The 23,052-nt window shown below is 42.1% G+C and carries 19 protein-coding genes; 3 read left to right on the plus strand and 16 right to left on the minus strand.

Going from position 1 to position 23,052, the window contains the following annotated elements; genetic code table 11:
- Nucleotides 1-92: 92 nt before the first annotated feature.
- The 3 genes from IPH84_01545 to IPH84_01555 form a co-directional block, all read right to left on the minus strand.
- Nucleotides 93-1,085 (minus strand): PorP/SprF family type IX secretion system membrane protein, encoded by a 993-nt coding sequence (locus IPH84_01545; GenBank protein MBK7171925.1) that lies wholly within the window; start codon nucleotides 1,083-1,085, stop codon nucleotides 93-95.
- 377 nt (nucleotides 1,086-1,462) lie between these two features.
- Nucleotides 1,463-1,942, minus strand: a complete 480-nt coding sequence (locus tag IPH84_01550; GenBank protein ID MBK7171926.1) for a gliding motility-associated C-terminal domain-containing protein — start codon at nucleotides 1,940-1,942, stop codon at nucleotides 1,463-1,465.
- On the minus strand, nucleotides 1,926-3,056 hold the full coding sequence (locus tag IPH84_01555; GenBank protein MBK7171927.1) for a hypothetical protein: 1,131 nt from the start codon (nucleotides 3,054-3,056) through the stop codon (nucleotides 1,926-1,928). The genes IPH84_01550 and IPH84_01555 overlap by 17 nt, the downstream gene beginning before the upstream one ends.
- A gap of 660 nt (nucleotides 3,057-3,716) precedes the next feature.
- On the opposite strand from IPH84_01555, the gene IPH84_01560 reads away from it, so the two are divergent.
- Entirely contained in the window at nucleotides 3,717-3,869 is a 153-nt protein-coding gene (locus IPH84_01560; GenBank protein MBK7171928.1) for a hypothetical protein, read from the plus strand.
- Between the two features lie 84 nt (nucleotides 3,870-3,953).
- Entirely contained in the window at nucleotides 3,954-4,106 is a 153-nt protein-coding gene (locus tag IPH84_01565; protein ID MBK7171929.1) for a hypothetical protein, read from the plus strand.
- A gap of 446 nt (nucleotides 4,107-4,552) precedes the next feature.
- Here the strand turns inward: IPH84_01565 and IPH84_01570 are convergent, their stop codons facing one another.
- The 5 genes from IPH84_01570 to IPH84_01590 all read right to left on the minus strand — a co-directional run bounded on the left by IPH84_01570 (nucleotide 4,553) and on the right by IPH84_01590 (nucleotide 16,483).
- On the minus strand, nucleotides 4,553-6,022 hold the full coding sequence (locus IPH84_01570) for a hypothetical protein (protein ID MBK7171930.1): 1,470 nt from the start codon (nucleotides 6,020-6,022) through the stop codon (nucleotides 4,553-4,555).
- A gap of 5 nt (nucleotides 6,023-6,027) precedes the next feature.
- Nucleotides 6,028-6,684 carry a hypothetical protein gene (locus IPH84_01575; GenBank protein ID MBK7171931.1) on the minus strand — a complete coding sequence of 219 codons (657 nt, stop codon included), beginning with the start codon at nucleotides 6,682-6,684 and terminating at the stop codon, nucleotides 6,028-6,030.
- A 121-nt stretch (nucleotides 6,685-6,805) separates the two neighbouring features.
- Entirely contained in the window at nucleotides 6,806-7,165 is a 360-nt protein-coding gene (locus IPH84_01580; GenBank protein MBK7171932.1) for a hypothetical protein, read from the minus strand.
- 475 nt (nucleotides 7,166-7,640) lie between these two features.
- On the minus strand, nucleotides 7,641-8,729 hold the full coding sequence (locus IPH84_01585) for a hypothetical protein (GenBank protein ID MBK7171933.1): 1,089 nt from the start codon (nucleotides 8,727-8,729) through the stop codon (nucleotides 7,641-7,643).
- Between the two features lie 167 nt (nucleotides 8,730-8,896).
- Nucleotides 8,897-16,483 carry an HYR domain-containing protein gene (locus IPH84_01590; GenBank protein MBK7171934.1) on the minus strand — a complete coding sequence of 2,529 codons (7,587 nt, stop codon included), beginning with the start codon at nucleotides 16,481-16,483 and terminating at the stop codon, nucleotides 8,897-8,899.
- Nucleotides 16,484-16,948: 465 nt separating this feature from the next.
- Here IPH84_01590 and IPH84_01595 point away from each other — a divergent pair, with 465 nt between their 5' ends.
- The gene (locus IPH84_01595; protein ID MBK7171935.1) at nucleotides 16,949-18,313 is read left to right on the plus strand and encodes a T9SS type A sorting domain-containing protein; all 1,365 of its coding nucleotides are present in this window, start codon (nucleotides 16,949-16,951) and stop codon (nucleotides 18,311-18,313) included.
- Nucleotides 18,314-18,733: 420 nt separating this feature from the next.
- Here IPH84_01595 and IPH84_01600 read toward each other — a convergent pair whose 3' ends face one another.
- The 8 genes from IPH84_01600 to IPH84_01635 form a co-directional block, all read right to left on the minus strand.
- Complete coding sequence (locus tag IPH84_01600) at nucleotides 18,734-19,180, minus strand: hypothetical protein (protein MBK7171936.1); 447 nt, start codon at nucleotides 19,178-19,180, stop codon at nucleotides 18,734-18,736.
- A 112-nt stretch (nucleotides 19,181-19,292) separates the two neighbouring features.
- On the minus strand, nucleotides 19,293-19,478 hold the full coding sequence (locus IPH84_01605) for a CsbD family protein (GenBank protein ID MBK7171937.1): 186 nt from the start codon (nucleotides 19,476-19,478) through the stop codon (nucleotides 19,293-19,295).
- Between the two features lie 135 nt (nucleotides 19,479-19,613).
- Nucleotides 19,614-19,919: a chaperone modulator CbpM gene (locus tag IPH84_01610; GenBank protein ID MBK7171938.1), complete on the minus strand. Its 306-nt coding sequence runs from the start codon at nucleotides 19,917-19,919 to the stop codon at nucleotides 19,614-19,616.
- Between the two features lie 82 nt (nucleotides 19,920-20,001).
- Complete coding sequence (locus IPH84_01615; protein ID MBK7171939.1) at nucleotides 20,002-20,889, minus strand: J domain-containing protein; 888 nt, start codon at nucleotides 20,887-20,889, stop codon at nucleotides 20,002-20,004.
- A gap of 100 nt (nucleotides 20,890-20,989) precedes the next feature.
- Nucleotides 20,990-21,397 carry a YXWGXW repeat-containing protein gene (locus tag IPH84_01620; protein ID MBK7171940.1) on the minus strand — a complete coding sequence of 136 codons (408 nt, stop codon included), beginning with the start codon at nucleotides 21,395-21,397 and terminating at the stop codon, nucleotides 20,990-20,992.
- Nucleotides 21,398-21,552: 155 nt separating this feature from the next.
- Nucleotides 21,553-21,768 (minus strand): hypothetical protein, encoded by a 216-nt coding sequence (locus IPH84_01625; protein MBK7171941.1) that lies wholly within the window; start codon nucleotides 21,766-21,768, stop codon nucleotides 21,553-21,555.
- A 72-nt stretch (nucleotides 21,769-21,840) separates the two neighbouring features.
- Nucleotides 21,841-22,320 (minus strand): universal stress protein, encoded by a 480-nt coding sequence (locus IPH84_01630; GenBank protein MBK7171942.1) that lies wholly within the window; start codon nucleotides 22,318-22,320, stop codon nucleotides 21,841-21,843.
- A gap of 144 nt (nucleotides 22,321-22,464) precedes the next feature.
- Nucleotides 22,465-23,025, minus strand: coding sequence for a helix-turn-helix transcriptional regulator (locus IPH84_01635; GenBank protein ID MBK7171943.1), 561 nt, complete (start codon nucleotides 23,023-23,025; stop codon nucleotides 22,465-22,467).
- Between the last annotated feature and the right edge of the window lie 27 nt (nucleotides 23,026-23,052).

The following is a 23,052-nucleotide window of genomic DNA, read 5'->3' on the forward strand; positions in this document are numbered from 1 at the left end:
ATAAAGATAATAGGAATGGTATCTCTTTGATTCAATTTACACTGAGAAAACAGTAGAAAACCAGAAGTAATAAAGGAGTAAAAAGGCTGGGATTAGAAGCTGGGACATTTCAGTTCCCTGATATGGAAATTTTTCTTAGGTGCATTAAACAGGTATGTAACAGAGAATTCATGAGCTCCGCCTGATTGAACACCTAGCCTGGAAATAGTATAATCAAAACTGTAACCTAATTTGAATTGTTTTTGCTGGAATCCTAGTAATACGATGACAGCATCTGAAGTTTCAATATTGTTCCTGAACCAAAGGCCGCCTACAAAAGGATACATATTTACTGACATCCCTAAATTCAGTTGATGGAATTTACCTTGTTGGAAGTAAACAACATTTGGTGAAAGGGAGAAATTACGAAGATCTTCTCCTTCCATACCCTGAACAAAATCGAACAATGCACCGGCATGAATGGTGAGTCTGTAGTCCATTCTTAGGGTATTGTTTCCGTAAAATGACATTTCCGGCTTGTTAAGGTGATCAACAGCCAGACCAAAATACAAGCTTTCTTTATATCCAGCCAAAAATCCTGCTGAAAGGTCGATATCACCATAATTAGGTCTGCTGGGTGCAGTTTCGGATGTTTGTTTAAGCACACCGGTGTTAACATTGATTTGATCACCAAAAACGAACTTATCCCAATTTAAGCGGTACTGGGTATAACCAACCTTGAAAGCTGCATTGAAAACAAGACTTCTGGATGCTTGCAAGCGATAGGAATAAATTCCGCTTCCGCTGAAAATATTATAAGCTCCACCTGCAGCCACTGTTGAGGTAGCCATCAAACCAACACCACCTGAAACAGATTCAAGGTGATCATCATAAGTAGCACTATAGGTAACATAGCCATCACTAATGGTAGGCCATTGATTGCGAAAGTTAAGGGTAAGACGCGGACAAAGTTTTGCTCCTGCAAGAGCTGGATTCAAATAAAGAGGATTGGCATAAAACTGGGAAAACGCAACATCCTGACTAAAAGACCTTATTGAGGCAGCCAGAAGTATGAAAAGAAAAAAGATGTTCGTTTTTGATTGCATTGTAAGAGTAGTAGTAATGTAGTGAAACTAGCTAAGCAGTAGTAAAAGCAGTAGGACTCTTGGGTTGCAACCTTAGCCGGATTGGAATAAACTTATTCTTCTTCAGGCTTATACAAAGATAATGAACTTTTTATGAAAACCTTTAAACTATTTGATTCTTATTAAAAAGTCTATCTTGTGTAGGTGCGATTAGCATATTTCAATTCTTATGCCAAAATTTACAAACACCTGTATTTCAATATAATATATAATATATTGATAATAACTTCACCTTTTCAGGAATCTATACTTATTACAAATAGTACAATTTTGGGACATTTTCCCAAAATATCTAACCCTCTTAAGACAAAAGAGAGTTTCATAAAAAAGCTAAAGGATTATTTCATGAGCATCACAACACCGCGGAGTGGCGATTCCTGTTCCATTTGATAATATGGTGGAACACTAAAGTAAACCAACCAGGTATAAAGGTCAGTCTGACAAGGTTGGCCATTAAAGGTTCCATCCCATCCCTGTTTGATATCATCAGATTCAAATATCTGTTGTCCCCATTTATTAAAGACAATCATCTTGTATGTAAATTCAATATCCAGATTTGTATAAGCAAGGAAAACATCATTCAATCCATCGCCATTAGGTGTGAAAGCACTCGGTACTTCGATTCTTGATAGCTGCCGGCTACCTACACTAATCCAGGCAGTATCATCGGTCATGCAGCCATTTTTGTCGATAATAAAAATGGAATAGAATCCCTGGTCTGACTCCCTGACATGATCAATTGTCAGAGAATTGCCATGAGTAGTAGCATTACCCGGACTCTTCCAAGAAATGTCCACAGGGTTACCGGTCCAGATCATTCCCAATGAGTTCCAGTGGATCACCGGCTTCCAGCATCTTATCCCCAATAATCTCAACAGTAGCAGGTCTTATAACATTCACCTGTCCAGCCTCAAACTGAACATTGATCTGGTGATGATCCTGATTAAAGAAGATGTTATATCCTGGTATTGAATCATCAAGATCCACATGACATTTTCCAGGTTCATTGGTTTTGAAAATAAGCCTGATCAGTTGTCCACTATCAGCAATGGAAGCAGGAGTGCTTTGAGTCCACTGAATGGAAACCCTGCCACTCAATGAATCGGCTTTTACTGACAAGGCATCTTTAATGTCAGGATCAGCATAGTTGAATCCTTCACAATTCATGATTTCCGGATCATATTTCAGATTCAGTCCGAAGGAAACAATGTCCTTGAAACCATATACCATAATGGGTAATTCGACATAATCTCCGAGACAGGCTGCCACATCTTCTGCCATTAGCTTCCCGGCATCAGGAACATTTATTGTTACTTCATCCGTACAGAAATTTGAATCCACCACGGTAAAGGTTTGGACACCCGGAGATACAAAGAACTGGCCAGTTCCAACATATGGTGGCAATCCGCCATTTGCAGTAACAGTTATCTCTGCAGAGCCGCCAATGAGTTGAACGGCTGTGGTAATTTCAGCAATGGCTTCCAGGCGTTCAGGTTCCAGAATCCGGAAAAGAGTATCGATCTCACAACCTGCATGATCAATTAGATGGAGTTGGTACCAGCCTGCACCCAGGCTATCTATTCCATTATTACCTTCGATGCCATTCCAACTGTACTCGTAAGGTGCAATACCTCCTGAAACAGCTAATTGAATCGAACCTGCCTTATCACCGAAGCATAAATTATGTGTTAATGCAGCCTGGAAAATAAGCAATGAATCCGGCTGTGTCAGAACGATTGAATCTGTATCAATGCAGCCATTGATATCAGAAACTACAACAATATAGGTAGAAGCTACCAAACCGACAGCGCGGGCAGTATGCTGATTTGCCGGATCATTCCATGAATAGGTAATTGGTGCAACTCCACCTTCAACAATAGCTTCTGCATAACCATCATTCCCTCCATGACAACTTATTCCTGAAGTTTTCATTTCAGTGATCCGTGGTCCTGCAAGATCTTGTATTACAATTGGTTCATGATCCCGGAATTCACAGTAGGAATCTTTGATCCAGAGCTGGTAAGTTCCCGGATCCAAGTTGAGGAATGCACTGTCAGATGTCCAACTAACTCCATTGTCGATGCTGAACTGCAGGGTTCCGGTTCCGGTGGCTGAGATTTGGATGCTGCCGTTCGATTGTCCGCAGGTGGCATCAGTTGCAGTGACGGCCAGAATCTGCGGGCCACCCAGGCTGTTGATGATTACAGGGTTATTCAGATAAGGTGTTTCACAGAAATCATCCTTTACCTTAATAGTATAGGTTCCGGCTGATAAATTCGTAAACAGGCTGTCGGATGACCAGCTTGTTCCATTGTCGATGCTGAACTGCAGGGTTCCGGTTCCGGTGGCTGAGATTTGGATACTGCCGTTTGATTGTCCGCAGGTGGCATCAGTAGCAGTGACGGCCAGAATCTGCGGGCCACCCAGGCTGTTGATGATTACCGGGTTATTCAGGTAAGGTGTTTCACAGAAGTCATCCTTTACTTTTATATTATAGGTACCGGCTGACAGATTCGTAAACAGGCTGTCGGATGACCAGCTTGTTCCATTGTCGATGCTGAACTGCAGGGTTCCGGTTCCGGTGGCAGAGATATGGATGCTGCCGTTCGATTGTCCGCAGGTGGCATCAGTAGCAGTGACGGCCAGAATCTGCGGGCCACCCAGGCTGTTGATGATTACCGGGTTATTCAGGTATGGTGTTTCGCAGAAGTCATCCTTTACCTTAATAGTATAGGTACCGGCTGATAGATTCGTAAACAGGCTGTCGGATGACCAGCTTGTTCCATTGTCGATGCTGAACTGCAGGGTTCCGGTTCCGGTGGCAGAGATATGGATACTGCCGTTCGATTGTCCGCAGGTGGCATCAGTAGCAGTGACGGCCAGAATCTGCGGGCCACCCAGGCTGTTGATGATTACAGGGTTATTCAGGTAAGGTGTTTCGCAGAAATCATCTTTTACCTTAATAGTATAGGAGCCGGCTGACAGATTCGTAAACAGGCTGTCGGATGACCAGCTTGTTCCATTGTCGATGCTGAACTGCAGGGTTCCGGTTCCGGTGGCGCTGATCTTGATACTTCCGTTTGATTGTCCGCAGGTGGCATCAGTAGCAGTGACGGCCAGAATCTGCGGGCCACCCAGGCTATTGATAATGACAGGGTTATTCAGATAAGGTGTTTCGCAGAAGTCATCCTTTACCTTAATAGTATAGGTACCGGCTGACAGATTCGTAAACAGGCTGTCGGATGACCAGCTTGTTCCATTGTCGATGCTGAACTGCAGGGTTCCGGTTCCGGTGGCTGAGATTTGGATACTGCCGTTCGATTGTCCGCAAGTTGCATCTGTAGCATTGACGGCCAGAATCTGCGGGCCACCCAGGCTGTTGATGATTACCGGGTTATTCAGATATGGTGTTTCGCAGAAGTCATCCTTTACCTTAATAGTATAGGTGCCGGCTGATAAATTCGTAAACAGGCTGTCGGATGACCAGCTTGTTCCATTGTCGATGCTGAACTGCAGGGTTCCGGTTCCGGTGGCGAGATTTGGATGCTGCCGTTCGATTGTCCGCAGGTGGCATCAGTAGCAGTGACGGCCAGAATCTGCGGGCCACCCAGGCTGTTGATAATTACAGGGTTATTCAGATAAGGTGTTTCGCAGAAGTCATCCTTTACCTTAATAGTGTAGCTTCCGGCTGATAAATTCGTAAACAGGCTGTCGGATGACCAGCTTGTTCCATTGTCGATGCTGAACTGCAGGGTTCCGGTTCCGGTGGCAGAGATTTGGATACTGCCGTTTGATTGTCCGCAGGTGGCATCAGTAGCAGTGACGGCCAGAATCTGCGGGCCACCCAGGCTGTTGATGATTACCGGGTTATTCAGGTAAGGCGTTTCGCAGAAGTCATCCTTTACCTTAATAGTATAGGTGCCGGCTGATAGATTCGTAAACAGGCTGTCGGATGACCAGCTTGTTCCATTGTCGATGCTGAACTGCAGGGTTCCGGTTCCGGTGGCTGAGATTTGGATACTGCCGTTCGATTGTCCGCAGGTGGCATCAGTTGCAGTGACGGCCAGAATCTGCGGGCCACCCAGGCTGTTGATGATTACCGGGTTATTCAGGTAAGGTGTTTCGCAGAAGTCATCCTTTACCTTTATATTATAGGTACCGGCTGACAGATTCGTAAACAGGCTGTCGGTTGACCAGCTTGTTCCATTGTCGATGCTGAACTGCAGGGTTCCGGTTCCGGTGGCTGAGATTTGGATGCTGCCGTTTGATTGTCCGCAGGTGGCATCTATTGCCTGAACGGATAAGATTGAAAGATTATCGATAGTAACTTCCAGTGATGAAGTTGAGGGGATACATGCGTTAGAGTTCCCATTGCCATAGGCTGTTAGTGTAAGAATGACTGTTCCTTGAAGTATATCATCCGGACCAGCAAAATATTCGGGATTAAGCAGGCTTGAATCACTGAAATAGCCGTCTCCATTGCTACTCCAGACTAAATAACTGTAATCGGATGCCTGGGCACCGGTAACAGAAACCTGTAAAGTATTGCACAATATGAATCCAGGGCCTGCATCAGCAAAAGGCTGAGCAAATACTTCAATAGTACCTAATTCCATGACTGCATCACAATCATTTGCTGAATGTTGTATGCAAGAAAGCTGATAAAGTCCTGCAGTGACATTCCATTCAATTTCAACTGTGTCGGCGGTACTTAGAAGTATATTTTGAGTGCCTGAAGGATCTTCGATCTTCCAGGTATAAGTTGCATTTGGTTCACCATCGATCCTGTAATGGCGAACGGCTCCAATACATACCTTGTCGATACTATACTGGCTGAATGATTGGAGTCCAATCACCAACAGTATAGCGAACAATATGTATCTGAGCACTTTATGCATTTCTATCAGTATTGATATATATGTGAACTCACAGGGCGAGGTTTAACCATAAGTTCGACCGGCAGTGTGGGTACGTTATTGGTTCCGTTAGCATCACTTACTTCAAGTACCTGGTAAGATGTTGTTACCGAAGGATTCAAAGGAATGATGAAAGGGCTGGAAGTTATATCAGAGTATGTTTGAGATGTGGTTCCATCGAACAGCGTCACAGACCAGGGGCCTTCGCCGGTTAACTGGATATTAAGTGCAGAGGTATCTCCTGTACAGATGGGTTCAGGTTGTGCAATAACTGCAGTTGGAAGAGATTCAAGTACTGTCATTTTACCCACTTTCAGGTTCATTGTACATCCGGCCCGTGAGGCAGTTACTTTGTAGAAGTATGTACCCGGAATGAGCCAGGTAACACTTACATCAGGGCCAGTTGAGACACCATTTAAGAAGAAAGCTTCAGAATTCGGACAATTTCCGGGAGTATTGGCGAGGTTAATTCCATCGACCTCATTATAGAGTTCCCAGGAATAGGTATCACCTGGAACGGCAATCACAGAAAGGTTATAAGTCTGACCAGCTGACACAGATACCTGGGCCATGGCAGAAGCCATAGTCATTACCAGTATTCCTACCAGTAATAATCGGTACCCTATGTGTTTAAACTGTGTCATTCAGACGAGTAACTGTTATTTTTTTTCGTGAAAAAGTACTTTCGAGCAGCCAGGATAGTTTTCTGACATTTCTACTTCTTTTTTTTACATTTTATCACCTATTCACATTATTATCAAGCATTTAATTCCAGGTTAAGTAGGACCCAAGAGGGCATACCTCTCCCATTACCGGTCTTAAGGGCCGGTTTCCTGCCATCTTTTTTCGCCATCGGAACCTGATTTTTCGCCAGATTTGACTGAATATCAGATCATGATGTTCAGGGAGAATTCTGCGATTATTCCGTTTGAATACAGCAATGATTGTGGCATCCCTGGGCATTGGACCGGAACTTTGCCTGAGCTTAATTGCCCTATAAGAGGCAAATGTTCCATCTCTTGCATGGGTTATGCTACTATCAGCTCCAATTCCATCCCTTGCATGCCTCGTTAAGATCTGGCCATGACCAGGGAGTGGACCATGTTTATTATAGAATCTATTCATTTGACTTCAATTGAGTCAGATTTGAATCATTCAATCGCAATACTAGTGTACATCACAGGATATGATTATACAATGCATGAAGCTCATCTTCATCCTACATCAGTTATAATGATCGGATGAATACCAGTTCCAATAAATACAATAAGGCCCCTACCCTTTTCAAGAAAGAGAAGCTGCCATTGCACTCATGTTATGGTGCATGATTCATGATGTCATGATTGCATATTTCAGATCATATCTTTCAGAAATGTTTCTTCCAGGATCGTCTCCTGAATTTGAAGTTCTTACAGAAAGTGCATCAAATCGACCAGGAAATGCCTGTATTTTTCCTGAGCCACAAGGCTCACATGGCATCTGCCGGTTTTATATCCGCTCATTCTATTTGTTTCTCATACTACCTCTCCTTTAACCTGCCATTCAACTGCAGGTAAAAGGAGTCATTAGTATGAAAAAGCAACAAGGTATGATCATGCCGTTATGGCTTAACCGGTAAGAAAGGTGTTGGTGTAACAGCCTGTACATCCGGTCTTGGAGTGATCGTTTGGTAGGCGATATCATTGGTAAAGCCATCAACCACCAGGTTTGGACAAGGAGGTGAATTGGGGCCATTATCATGATGAACGTCACCTAATGGAGGAGTAGCTGACAGCATTGTAATACCATCGACAGCAACTGCAACCTGCTCAGCAGTAAGTCCTTCGTAATTGCTGGCACCATTTGAATGGTCGATGATGATGCGAATAAAGATGGATTCCCCTGCTGCACCAATGGTAGTTCCTGTGCCAGGTACAACGGGATCAACAGAAGTATAAACACCTGCTGCCAAAGTCATTGCATGAGTTGCAGCAAAAGAGGTAGCGGAAGACCATACTACTTCTGAAACTGTTTCTTCAGGATCTAAACCGGCAATGGTGATGCTGGGTAACCAAGACACAGACCAGTTAGCAGCAGACACTTCATAATAGAGTGTATCTGCACCGAAATCATATATAACTCCTTCAGGTGCTGTTGCATCATAATCAGCACTTACAATGTCGGAGATACAACGGTCGATGTTTGTTCCGTAACCCGGCTGAAGCACTTTACTTGCATTAAGGTTAGCAATATCAAGGGTGAAAGCATTGATAGGCTGGATCTTGTAAACCTTCATATTATTAGGGCTACAGGTGCCATTATCATTCACCACATTGATGATTACGAATACAGGGTTTGCCGGATCGTAGGTAAAACTGTTCCAGGTAAGTGAAATTGAGTTACCATCAACTGTTCCTACGTTATAATTGGCACCTGCTGCTGCCAGGAATGCACTGGTACCGGGAACTTCCGGGGTGGCAACCAGTACTTTATTTGTGATAAAAGTCTGGTCTTGTGTAACTCTCCATAAATAGGTCTTAGTACCCGGAGGGGTGGGAACATTCACTTCATAAGTGTAAGGTGTACCTGCAATAGGATGCAGAGCATCAGCGGGAAGACAGGTGATCGTTCTTGGAGCTAACTGAGCCATGGATGTAGAGATACCTATGGCCAGGAAAGCTGCCAACATTAATAAAAGTTGCTTTTTCATGTTTTTAATTTTTAATTGATTGTGAATGAAACTTTGTTTTCTTTGCTTTTTTCAAAATTGTTGTTAATGTTCATAATTCATTGAATTAGTGATTGAGTTGGGTCAGATGTTAATTTTTTTTATTTATCCATAGGCATACTATTAGTTTGACATCAGTTGATTTTTTATTATTGTTTAATTACGTTTGGACGAGGAGTTATGGTTATATTGACTTCATAAATTGCAGATGCATTTCCATTGCAGTCCACCACCTGGTAGCTGATTTTATGGATCAGGTTACCGGTTAATATTCCCGGGAACTGAATATCACTGCTGTAGGTGGATGGTTGTCCGGTGAAATACAATGAGGGTAAAGCAGGGAGGATACTTCCATCAGCAAAATCGATGTGCCAGCGGATTTCCGGAGTACAACCCAGGCTGCAGTTATCGGTAATAGCGGAAATATCCAGGTCAAAAGTTGTACTTCCTGCTATAAATGTGTAATACTCAGGTCGATCTGGCTGAATATCCATGGTTGGGTCATAATAAACTGCTGTATTAATCGACTCAACGCAGAAACTAAAGGGTCCCGGCAATACAAATGCAGGTGGCTGATCATCAACTACTGTTATTGTTTGGTAGCATGTATCAGAACCTGAGATATTGGAAGCAATCCAACGAATCGTGGTTGTACCCAGGTTAAAGGTATAGGGGTTTGGAAGAATCGGAATCCCGGTACCGGAGCCTGTTGTTGCCCCAGACATTTGCCATTGCCAGCTTACAGGTAAAGCCCCGGAATTGAGAGCAGGTATCCCTGGATCTAATGAAGCTATGCATAAACCGGATTGTGTATTCTGCAAAATATCAGCCGGACAGGTGATATCAGGAGGGTCGTTAGGTGTAATTGTTACAGTAAAGCTGCAGTATGATGAATTTCCACATAAGTCGGTCACAGTATAGCTTACGGTCGTTGTTCCAACATTGAACTGGTAGGGTGACGGAATAAAACCGGTCCCTGCCCCCGTTGAAGGTGCTGACAGGCTCCATGAAAAGATCAATGAATCTGCAACAGAACAATTATCGGCAGCTGAAGGAGCTGATAAAGAAACGTTGGCAAATTCTTCTCCCGGTTCAGCAGGAAGTGTTACAGATGCAGGGCAAGACAATGCGGGAGGATTAATATCTTCAACCAGAATTTCTTCCTGGCAAATTGCATTACAGCCATTAACATCAGTTGTCATTAATGTCAGCAGGAATGTTTCATCACAGAGGTCACCTGCAGTGACACTTACTACCTGAGCATTAAATGGACCAGTAATAGCACCATTTCCTGAGATCGACCAGGCATAATTGCTCATTGCTGCCTGTCCTGAATATTGATTTCCGGAAGTCCCGGGACAAACCGGGCTGGAACCACTGATGATACAAGTGGGCAGGGAATTGATCGTGATGGTATGACTTACATTCTGAGTTTGGGAACAGCCATTATCTGAACTGATTGAAACGATGGTATAAATATATGTCCCGGGCATATTAGTGGGAACTGACAGTTCCACTGATGAACCAAATGTTGTGGTGATGGATTGCTGTGCACCACCATTGATGGTATAAAGGAAAGTATAAGGTGCTGTCCCATCTGTTCCTGTGAAAGTAAGGATCGGGGAAATGGAATACAGACAAGCAGAAGTGGGTCCTGTGATAGATGCTGAAGGTAATGGATAGACAATAATATCAATGGAATCGGTAAGTGGAGGACAGCCATAACCATCAGATACAGAAAGATAATACCTTCCGCTGCCATTCGTTGTAATCCCATTGATTACAGGATCTTTCAGAGTGGAGGTAAATCCTCCCGGACCTGTCCATGAGTAGGAAACCGGGGGCTTTCCACCTGTCAGGTTTGCAAACAGTTGAACGTTTTCACCTTCACAGAATATACCATCTCCACTACAAGTAGGGTCAGTAGAAAATGGGATTGGGGCCAGGGTTCCAAACGAGATATCATCAATACCAAAATCGTTTCCGTTTGCTGATGTATTGAGGTCAAGAATTTCAATTATAGCAGTGGTTGAAGCCCCTGAATTCCAGGTACCATAGAATCTATCCTTGAGCAGCCAGGGATTATTGAGTATATTTTGTCCAGCGGTTAGAAAAGCAGTAGTTCCAACCTGAGTACCATTTACTGAGAATCTAAGTTCAGCATAGGGAGATACATTATTCAAGCTGATGGCCCAGGCAGAAAAGTAATAATCTGTATTCGGAAGGACAGTTACTGTTTCTCTCCAAACAAAGGGCTGAGGAGCATATTTAGCTCCGTTAACAATAAGGAAATTGGCATTACCGGTTCCACTACCCGTGGTATGGTCATAGCCCCAGAAGTTACTATGGTTAAAATTCGCGTTGCTGTTAATGGCATATTCACTTTCCGGAGCAACCAATCCATTTGCAGTGGGGTCATAAGCATAACCTGAGGTGAAACCTGTATTACCTGCAGAAAAGTCACCATTTACAACCAGTTCGGAAGAAACTGAAAGGTATGCAGCACCGGTACATCCATTGGCATTTGTCACAACAACACTGTACATCCCGGCGATATCCACTTTTATTGCTTGAGTGGTTTCTCCTGTATTCCAGAGGTAAGTTCCACCACCTGAAGCCGTGAGCACAATCATGCCGGGAACGCTGCAATAATCGGCAACAATTTCAGGTTCCGGCACTGGATAAGCATTCACAGTAACAGAAGCATTTCCACTGCAGGTTGTTAAAGGATCTGTATAAGAAACCAGATACTGTGTAGTTGTAGTAAGTGTAACTCCCACAGGATCTTCTGCAGTAGATGTGAATCCGGCAGGATTGGAACTCCAGCTGATAGCCGGCAGATTAGTAGGTGTTCCTGTGAGGACTACATTATCAATAGCCCAATAGCGTCCCCTGTTTGAACCACAGTAATAGTTGAATCTTACTAAGAAAGTACTGCTATTGATATAGGTAGCACCTAGTGAGAGTACCACATTTTGAAAACTTCCGGGAGACCCCCTGTCATTGGTGTAGGTAGCTACCGTTGACCAGGAAGTCCCATTATTAGTGGAAACTTCAACTTTGGCAGACTCTCCAGTAGTACTGTTAAAGTCATAATAATGCCAGAATGAAAGTGATAAATCGGAATATCCAACAGTGCTCAATAGTGGAGAAACCAGCGTGGTCGCGGTAACTGTGCCATTTTGAGAACGGCTGTCGGAAAGATAGAATTGACTTACATCGTTGGAATGAAGAGTCTGGCTATTCGTCACGTAGCCATCAGGCCTTAATGTCCAGGTTGCATTTGCAGTTGTTCCACCGGTAGAAGTATTTGTCCGGGCCCAGGTATTGGTAGCCGCATTGAAGTCTTCACTCATAATGGTAGGTGATGCAGCCCATGATGAGGATGAATTCAGGTTAAACAGGGATCCCGGACAAACAGATGCAGCAGAGGATGAAGCACTCACTGTTGGAATGGGGTTAACAGTGACTGTTATAGTCAGAGGATTACCCTGGCATAAGTTAGTTTGGGAGGTCGGAACTACAATATATTGAACACTTCCTGCAATGCTATTGCTGGAATTCAGAAGTACCTGGTTGATTTCATTTCCTGTACCAGGGGAATAACCTGAAATGCCCCCCGAGATTGTGCCTATTGACCATGTATAAGTTGAAGTTACTGATGCTGCCAGTGTAAGGTAAAAAGCTGAACCGCTGCAAACACTGTATGATGCGGCATTCAGCAGCGAAGGTTTTGGATGAACTGTGACAATTACTGAAACAGGAATTCCCTGGCATGAACCCGACCCGGAAGTTGGCACAACGAGATATTCTACTGTTCCATCTAAAGCATTACCCGGATTATTCAATACCTGGGAAATAAGGTCTCCTGTACCAGCTGAAGCACCGGTAATTCCACCTGTTATTGTTCCGATGGTCCAACTATAAGATGAGGGTATATTTGATGTAAGTGGAATATTAGTTGTTGCACCACTGCATATTTCAACAGCTGTGGCATTCGTCAGAATGGGCCTGGGATGAACTGTGAGTTTAACAGTGAAAACATCACCCTTGCATCCTGATGCGCTAACCGGTTCTAAGGTATAGAGCACATCCACCGGAAGAAGTGTAGTATTTGACCAGGCATCATCAGCAATCACTGTTTCAGAAAAGCCTGTCCCGGTTACGGGATTACCTGCCACAGCAGGGAGACCATTGCTATTAATTGAAAATATATTATAAGAAGCTACAGGTTCTGCATTGGTGCTGGCATCTAAAAGCAATCCTGATGCTGAGTTGCTGCATATTGTGGCTGTTTGAGATGGAACAACAGGAGCAGGATTAACATTTATTAATACGGATGTGGAAGTGTTGGTACAAACATTAGCTGTTGCAGTGATATTATATGTAACCTGGGAAACAAGTCCGGAAGTGTTCATGATCAATTCATTGATCTGAGTACCGGTGCCATTTGCATTGAAGGTTGTTCCTGATCCGGTGGTCAATATTGCTTCCCAGTTGAACAATGTGCCTGTAATATTGCTACCCAGCACTATATGAGTGCTCTCGCCAGAACAGATGGTTTGTTCGAGTGAGGAAGGATTTACTGTGACTGTGATAATTTGATTCAAAGTAATAGTAACACTGTTCGTGTCTGAACAACCGGTAACCTGATTCACTTCAATCAAGGTGTATGTTGTTGAAGTTGTCGGGGTTACTGTGGGATCAGATTCAGTAGAGGAATAACCGGGAGGATCGGAAGTCCAGGAATAAGTATTCCCTGGTACGGCAGGCCCTCCAATCTGGATGCTGGCGCCTTCACATATCGTTGAATTATTCCCTGTAAAGGCTTGGGGAGTATCTTTAATATTCACCATCAGGCTTGAAGCCGGTCCATTGCCGCATGAATTTGAAGGAACCACTATTACATTACCAGTGGTATTTCCTGTGGATGCACTGATTGATGAAGTTCCCTGTCCTGAAAGAATTACCCATCCTCCCGGAACTGACCATGTATAGGTAACTCCCGAAATCGCAGTTACTGAAAAATTCTGTATTTCCCCTCTGCACAGACTATTGCTGCCTGAAATCACTCCTGCCGAAACCGGCAGTGGGTCAACAGTTACCGGAAAAGTGTCTGAAAGACCATTCCCGCATGAATTTGAAGCAAATACAGCAATATTTCCGCTGTTACTTCCAACCAGAACCGTCAGGGTATGGGTTCCCTGACCACTCTGGAGAATCCATCCGGCAGGAATCGTCCAATGGAAAGTTGAACCGGTAATGGCTGGTATGGTATATACCTGCACTGAACCTTCGCAAGGTGTTTGAGAACCGCTTATTGGTCCGGACTGAGGTGGAATCAAACTTTCTACTACGACAGTAATGGATGATGGAGAGCCATTGCCGCATGAGTTGGAAGGGGTAACTGTAATAGTTCCTGAAGTCGTTCCAACCGTAACCTGTATGCTATTAGTACCCTGCCCGGAAATGAGTGTCCAATCGGCTGGTACTGACCAGGTATAAGTGACATTGGCAACATTTGTTACGGAATAAACCTGCGATGAAGCGACACAAACCGTATCATTTCCGCTAATAGGTGAAGGCTGGAGAGGAATTGCTGAAAGAGGACTCACTGCCAGTGTCCTTGAAGCCCCTCCCCCACAGGTATTGGATGGACTTACCGAAATATTGCCTGGTGTGGCCCCAACGGTGACAGTAATGGAATTGCTGCCCTGCCCTGAACTTATGGTCCAGCCAGCCGGGACACTCCATAAATAAGTGGTTCCCGGGATATTAACAACTGAATAAGATGCTGTTGACCCTGAGCATGGAACCGTATTTCCAGTGATAACTGATGGAAGTGATGGAGCTGAAATCTGAATGGTAACAGCTAAGGATTGTGAAGTGCCATTCCCACATGCATTAGAGGGAGTAACGGTGACATTCCCACTATTTGCGGAAGTGGTAACAAGTATCGAATTGGTTCCCTGCCCAGAATTGATGGTCCAGCCCACAGGAACGGTCCAGGTGTAAGTAATCCCAGCCACATTGATAACACTGTATGCCTGGGTTGATAATTTACAGGCAATGGCATTTCCAGAGATAGCGGAAGGTTGAGAAGGTATGTTTATAATGCTTACTGCCATGGATCTTGAAGGTCCGGGTCCACAGATGTTTGAAGGGGTAACTACAATACTCCCTGCTATACTACCAACTGTGACTGTCACAGCAGATGTGCCCTGACCGGAAGTAATGGTCCAGTCTGCCGGGAATTGCCATGTAAATGTCACCCCTGCAACATTCGGAACGCTAAAACTTAGTGAAGCACCCTGACAACATGAAGTATTTCCAGTGATTGCACCGGGTTGTGCCGGAATAGTCTGAACAGTAATTGCAAGATCAGAGCTTGGACCATTACCACATGAATTTGAGGGTGTTACAGTGATATTTCCTGAAGCAGCACCCACGGTTACAGAAATTGCTGCTGTACCTTGTCCGGAGAGTATTGTCCAACCTGCAGGGACCACCCAGGTGTAATTAATTCCGGAAACAGCTGAAACTGAATATGATTCCGTGTTACCAAGACAAGGGGACGTGTTTCCTGAAATTGCACCTAATGAGGTTGGTATGGATAAAACCGGTGTGACAGCCAATTGCCGTGAAGGACCTGTTCCACATGCATTAGACGGAGTAACAGTGATATTTCCGGATGAGGCACCTGCATTTACCGTGATACTATTGGAACTCCCTCCCCCTGTTTGGGTCCAGCCGGAGGGCAGAGTCCAGGAATATGTAACACCTGCCACATTGGTAACTGAATAAGTTTGGCTTGTCCCCTGGCAAGGTGTAATAGTACCGGTGATCGCAGAAGGCTGAGAAGGAATGCCTGAAACTGTGACTGCCAGTGTTGATGCAGTTCCATTTCCGCAACTGTTTGAAGGCGTCACCGTAATATTTCCTGAATTTCCGGAAGTCGTTACAGTAACGGAGTTAGTAGTTCCACCAGCTGTTTTTGTCCATCCTGCAGGAAAAGTCCAGGTGTAGGTAACTCCGGCTACATTTACTACAGAATAAACCTGGCTGGTTCCTGAGCACGGTGAGGTACTTCCTGTAATAGTGCCGGGTGCATTTGGCAATTGGCATCCTTCAACTGTAAAATTATCAATTCGATAAGCCCCACCTGTACCATCAGTATCAAAAGTCCAGCGGAAACTAAGGTTTGCCGCATTTGCTGCACCGGCTGGCAGGGCTACCCTGGTTCCTGTTCCTCCGTTGATCCAGGCCCAGGTGGAATTATTCGCGACATCTGTTATTCCAAGCGTATTCCAATTTGAGCCATCAGCAGACCATTCGAAAGTGAGTGTTTTATTTATAGATTTCCTGGCAGCCCAAAGTACAGTAATACTGTTATAACCTACTGATGATAAGTTATTTGAATACGTAATTGTCCTTGAATTGCTACTGGAACCGGCAGCGGCATTACTTCCTCCGGAAAACTGGGGAGTTGTAGAAGAATTTGAGGTACTGATTGTCCAGGTGCTGCTGTTAGCTGCTGACCAGCCGGCAGGAAATGCGGTTCCTGTGCCGAAATTTTCAGAATACAGGGTAGTTATTTGTGCCTGAACCTCAATACTGGCAAAGGTTACAGCTAAAATTAAACTAGCAGGAATTATGTGTTGTCTGGCAAAAAGAATTCTACCCCAAAATTTGATGGGAGTAGCCGAGCGATGAGAGAGTAACCTAAAAAGTCTCATATAAAAAATGAATAACATCAGCATGCATAGTAAAGAATCATAATTATCACATAATGTAATAACTATGCCCTTTTCAAGATACTACTGCCTATTGACCCTATCCTTCATATCTTTCAGCACAATTGAAATGAAGGAATATTTATCTAATTCAACTCAATCATTAATGTATGATGACATAAAAAGTAATCATCAAAACCGTGTATTTTTTTTCCTTTTATTATCATTCCATTCATGGGTAGGAATCTATAGGTCATCATTCGCAAAGCCCTATCATTTTCCTGAGTAATAATTACTTATGCTGCAAACTTTGCAAACTACCACTTGTTATATTCTGAGTAGCTTTCTGACTAGATGCAGTTCTAATGTCAGTGAGTTATACCAGGCATAATAAGCTAAGTAGATCCAGTCCGTGTCAGGAATAAGGATTTATAGTAACTGCATAGTGTTCACTAAAAACTTACGACGATGAAAACAACCTTTACTTTCCTAATTTTCGGACTTTTGACCCTTACAATGTTTGGGCAAAGTAAGTTCGGGAACCCTTTTTTAATTGAACATAACCAACAATTCAGGCAGATGCGAGTCCCCGCCGCCTGCAATAGTTCCTTCATCAATACTAATATAAAGACAGGCCTTTCCAATCCGGGCAATTACGCGTATCAAAATAAAAAAGCCCTGGCAATAATGCAACAGTTGGATACTTATGAATACAAAGAATACGATGCTGTAGGTTCAATCTGGGTGAATAGTTCATTGAATGAATTCAATTATGATGGAAATGGCAACAATACCTCAGATTTGTACTCAAGCTGGAATGAAGTAAACCAGAATTATGAGCTTTTGAGTAAAAAGGAATTCGGATACGATGAAAATGGTAACAGAATATCTGATACAGACTATGCCTGGGATGAAACATCAGGTGAGTGGATACAAGCGTATAGATATCTGTATACATATAATACTGAGGGCAACCTGACCATTGGTTACAGCTATTATTGGGATGAAACAACAACCTCCTGGGAAATGTCCGGTCGAATCGAAAGATTTTATGACATGTATGGCAACCTTACTGAAGAAATCAACTCTTGGTGGGATATGTCTACAAGCCAATGGATGAACAGCAGCAAGACTGAAAACACCTATAATGTCAATAACCTGATCATAGAATCTACTTTTTATATGTGGGACTTTATGGGCAATGACTGGATGAATTTGTCAAAGACTGAGTACACGTACAATTCGTATGACTTTTTAATACTTCAAATGGATTATGAGTGGAATTCCGTGTCAAACCAATGGGAGAATGGCTTTAAAGATGAATATACCTACGATGGAAACATGAATATGGTACAGGACATGGAATATGAATGGAATGGATCGGTATGGATTGTATCCGGGAAATATGATTTTAGTTATAACAATGATTTCACATACAATGATCTGATACTACCCTGGATCTTTGAGCAGGGAATCTCCGGACTTCAGCATATGCTGCTTGATATCACAGAATATTCAGGAAGTTCATTCGAATTAACCGGGAAGAGCATTTTTAATTACTCTGAAGTAAATATTACCGGGATTGAAACTGTTGAAGCGGATCAAATCAGTGTCTATCCTCAACCTGCTTCCTCTGTTGTATCCTTCAACTGGGAATCTATTTCCCCTGAGCTCAGATTAGAGGTGTATGATGTGAGTCACAGAAAATTAATAGATCAAACCGTTAGAAAAAATACAACTACAGATGTTTCCCAATTGTGGCCGGGCATTTATGTATACAGACTCCTGGGAAGCAAGAATGAAATATATTCAGGCAAGCTATCGGTACGGTAAGGGATATGTTTATCATATGAGTCTAAATAAGAGGAGGTTGTCTCGAAAAGGGAGGCAAACCTCTTTCTATATTCAATTTTCCAACCTACTAGTCTGAACCAGCCTAAAGAATTGGGATCAATTAGATTAACAAAAATTTCTGAGCGACGGCACAATTATTCTTCACTTTTATGCTCATTGGCAATACCAATAAGTCAGGCCTAAAGGCCGTGGGTTTGTTCTGTTGCGTATCCCCAGCCTGAAGGCTGGGGTTTCAAGATGAATATATAATCTAACCAGCCTGAATAGCTGGTTTCAGAATTAAATTGTTTTTATACCCAGCGGCAATACCAATAAGTCAGGCCTTAAGGCCATGGGTTTGTTCTCTTGCGTATCCCCAGCCTGAAGGCTGGGGTTTCAAGATGAATATGTAATAGAACATTAATTCTTATTATCAACCGTGACATCTTTCAAAGCCTTGGCCAGTTCATCCATATCATGATCAAATTCACGCTTGAATGCAGCCCAATTACTTTGATTTTTCTCATAAATATCTATTCTTGCCTGAAGGTCAATGTTTTGCTGCTCCAGCTTTTCAATTTTATTTAGATAAATCTCGTCAAATACTTTGCCCGGTTTATCCTTGATTGCTCTGAGTTCAATAATGCGTATTTCATTTTCTTTAATTCTTATCTCAGCTTCTTTTTTAAATACGCTCCATTCTTCTGCAGTAGCCACTTTTTGAACGTCATTGCCAGCATCGTCTAGCATATCGTTCAATTCATTGCGTGCGTCGCGTTCCTTTTGAGCATCCGATTTACAGCCGGTTACAAAAGTTCCAAATATGATTATACCAATGATTCCGAAAGTATATATGTATTTTTTCATTGTGGTTTTGTTTTTTATGAGCCTTAGTATTTCTAATCTATTGCCAGAAATCAAAGAAAGAGTACCTTTCAGTGGTATTTCCCACTGATTGGCACTCTTCCAAATCTAATGTTTAAAGACCTTCAATCATTTTGTGTAAATCATCCTTCGTTTTGCCGAGTTTTATCTGTAATTTTCCCAGCATTTCATCCTTCTTTCCTTCTTCAAACATCAGGTCATTATCAGTCAGGAAGCCAAACTTCTGTTTTAACTTGCCTTTCTGTTCATTCCAATTTCCTTTTAATTCTATTGTATTCATCGATTTGATATTTTAATTACACGCTGCTGGCGATTACAGGAGTGAATTTATTTTCACGATACAAAGGTGGACACTTACCATAATTAAACTGTTACATTATTCAGGCAAAGAGTTGCAAATTTCACAGATTGAATGTCAGTCACTTTCATACAGATTTAGCGTATTCTTTAGTTTAATTATTTCATTCTGAAGATATTGCAAGCGATCTAGAAGATGAATTATCGTTTCAATCCCTTCCAGATTGATATCCAGATCATAATATAAACGGACAACTTTTTCAAGATATTCAAGTTGGTCTGCTTCGATGTATCCGGATTTTTCAATGAAAGTAACCCTGATCATTCCAGAATGATGTAATGAACTGATAAACGAATGCTCAATATTATGTTGGAGACAGAATTCGTCAATGGCAATTAAAGAAATATGATTGGTTGCTGACATTTTATCCCCCTTGATCATTCTTTTAAAACTGAGGTTCTGACATCCTTTAAGTTGGATTATATCAGATTCAGATCATACACGGTTACAATTTTGACAATTCAGTAAAAAGGGACTTTTGTTTTTCTGTTAATTGGGAGGGTATTTTGATCATATAAGTAATTATCAAATCCCCGTATTGTCCCTCCTTTTTGTAGTAAGGAAAGCCCTTACCCTTAAGTTTAACCCTGCTCCCATTTTGTGTTTCAGGAGGCACAAGAAGTTTTACTTTCCCGTTCAGGGTATCAATAATCATTTCCCCACCCAGGATGGCAGTGAAGAGGTCAAGGTCAACAGTTGTATATAAGTTTACTCCTAACCTTTTAAAAGCAGGGTGATTGGCGATGGAGAATGAAATGAACAGATCACCATTTGGTCCACCATTAATACCTGGCCCGCCATGATTGCCTATTTTAATGGTCTGGCCATTTTCAACTCCTGCAGGTATATTAATTCTTAATTTTTTTCCATTTACAGAGATCGTTTGTTTATGGGTTTTTACCGCATCCGCAAGTTCCATCCGTAGTTCTACATTATAATCAGTGCCACGGAATTTAGCCTGTCGGCGGCTTCCGGATGATTGCTGACCGCTGAACAAAGACTCAAAAAAGTCAGAAAAATCACTTTCATCTGAGTAAGCTGCTCTTCCAGCATGTTGTGGACCTGCCGACTGCCTGTATTTTTGTCCGGAATCCTGAGCTTCATCAGCATGTTTCCAGTTTAATCCGTGTTGATCATATTTGCTGCGTTTTTCAGGATCACTTAATACTTCATTCGCTTCATTGATCTGCTGAAAATTAATTTTAGCATTCTTGTCATTAGGATTTAGATCCGGGTGGAATTTTCTGGCTAGTTTTCGGTATGCACTCTTTATTTCCTTAGGCGTTGCAGATTTAGCAATTCCCAGAATTTTATAGTAGTCGATGAAGTCCATTTTTACATACCGTGTTATGAGATCACGACAAAAGCCCGGGAATAGTCAATTCCAAACTTATAAGAATTTACTCGTACTTATGAATAGCGATAAAAGGCTTTTACCTGTAATTACGTTGCCAATGCCCAGGAATCCAGTATTGTCCCCTGTGACTTGATTGCCAATAGCCGGCCACCCAGGTGCGACTGGGAACTGGTTTATTCCAATACCCATTTCTTTGTATATAAGTATGATTTTGGCGATTATACTTCCAATCCCCATCAATCCAAACATGCAGTTCACTTGGTCTCACAGGTCTAGAATACTCAACCTGGGCTGGTTCTGTTGCAACATAACCGGTGGTACAACTATTAAAAAAAAGTCCGATGATTGTCAATCCAGCGACAGGAATCAACTTCGCAAAAGGTTTAATGATTCTTGTTCTTAACTCGATTTTTAAATTTTCTAAATAAGTTACCTTGTCGAATTTAACCTCGAGCGGCTGCATTTCGATTTTTTTAGTTTTCATTATCAATTTGATTATTGGGTAAATGAATTCTTATCCCATAACAAATTTCACTCTAATCATATTGAAAGTCCTTACATAATTGAGATATATAACTATATGATTCACTGATTCATCACAAATCCCTGATGCGTAATAATCCTAAATTATCAATGTTGTTATCTTTCTCTTTTAATTAATGCCAGGGCAAGAATGAAGCCTAAAATAGTTCCAATTACCAGGCTTAGTATAATTTGTATCCAGTTCAGGTTGCCAATGATGGCCCCGTTTACTCCCATGATACTTTGTTCTGCCTGGCAATCTACCCATACAAAAATAAGGACGATGAATAATACCATCGTGGAAAGTGTGTTAACAATCACTCGTCTGTTCATAAAATTGTTCTTTCAGTGTTTGAGCACCTTTTATTAAAAAGTCTCATGAATCGCAATAAAAATAAACGCTTTTTAATTTTTAGTTGGAATGATAATGAGAGGAATAGCTGTATGATGGAGCACGGCTTCGGTGACACTTCCCATCAGGATATGTTTCACCCAATTTCTACTATGGGAACCCACGACGATAATATCGGCATGGATTTCTTTTGCAGTTTCCAGTATTGAAGGAGCAACTTCACCTTCCTTAATGATGGTCTTAATTGTCCAGTCGGCAAGGTGCACCTTGGTTTTTTCCAAATAATCAAGGCCTGCTTTTTTCAAACCATTAATTCCATTGGTTTCATCGGGGTCCAAATTGAGGAATCCTGAAAATCCCATGATTGGTGAATATTCCACAGTACTGTAATAAACTATGTCAGAAATTACATGAACAAGGAAGATTTGAGCATTCATTTCTTTTGCCAGTTCATGGCCCATTTCAGCAACTTTCTGGGCTGTTGGGAAATAATCCAAAGCAATCAATACCTTGGTAATTTTCTTAGTTTTCATATAAGATTTTTGAACATGTAGTTTTTAAAGTAAAGATGGATTTTGATCATTCCATCAACCCCTGAAACAATCCGGGAACTCCTGCAAAATTGTGATTTTCAGGAGCAGGAAGTATTACATATATTCAGAAAAAACTTACATCATTCACACCTTGTCGAGTGTGATTCGCCTTCGAAGCCTGAGATGCTTGAATTGTGAAGGAGTAAGGCCCGTCATTTTCTTGAATTGATTTGAAAGATGGGCTGCACTGCTATAGTGCATGAGATACGAAATCTCATTAATATTCATTTCATCATAGATCAGTAACTCTTTGATCCGTTCAATTCTATGTGAAATTAAGAAATGTTCAATTGTAACATGTTCATTTTCTGCAAATAAGTTCGATAAGTAGGTATAGTCATGTTGTAACCGATCACTTAAATAGGTGGAGAAATTTACTTTTAACGCTTCAGTTGAATAATGGATCAGTTCGATCACTACTATTTTAATATTCTCAATAAGAATGCTTTTTTTATCCTCAATGATGGAAAGCCCTGAATTTCGCAGATTTAAATCCAGGAGATTATATTGTTCAGCAGTTATGTTATCCCCGAGTTCTACCAGCCCCAGTTCGAGCCGAATATGAGGCAGGCCCAACTTTTCCAGATCGGATTTCACGATCATCTTACACCGATCACTCACCATATTCCTGATATGTAAGATCATCACCTGGTTTTATGTTACTATTACTTG

It is taken from the genome of Bacteroidales bacterium (assembly GCA_016707785.1).
Classification (GTDB): Bacteria; Bacteroidota; Bacteroidia; order Bacteroidales; family UBA4417; genus UBA4417.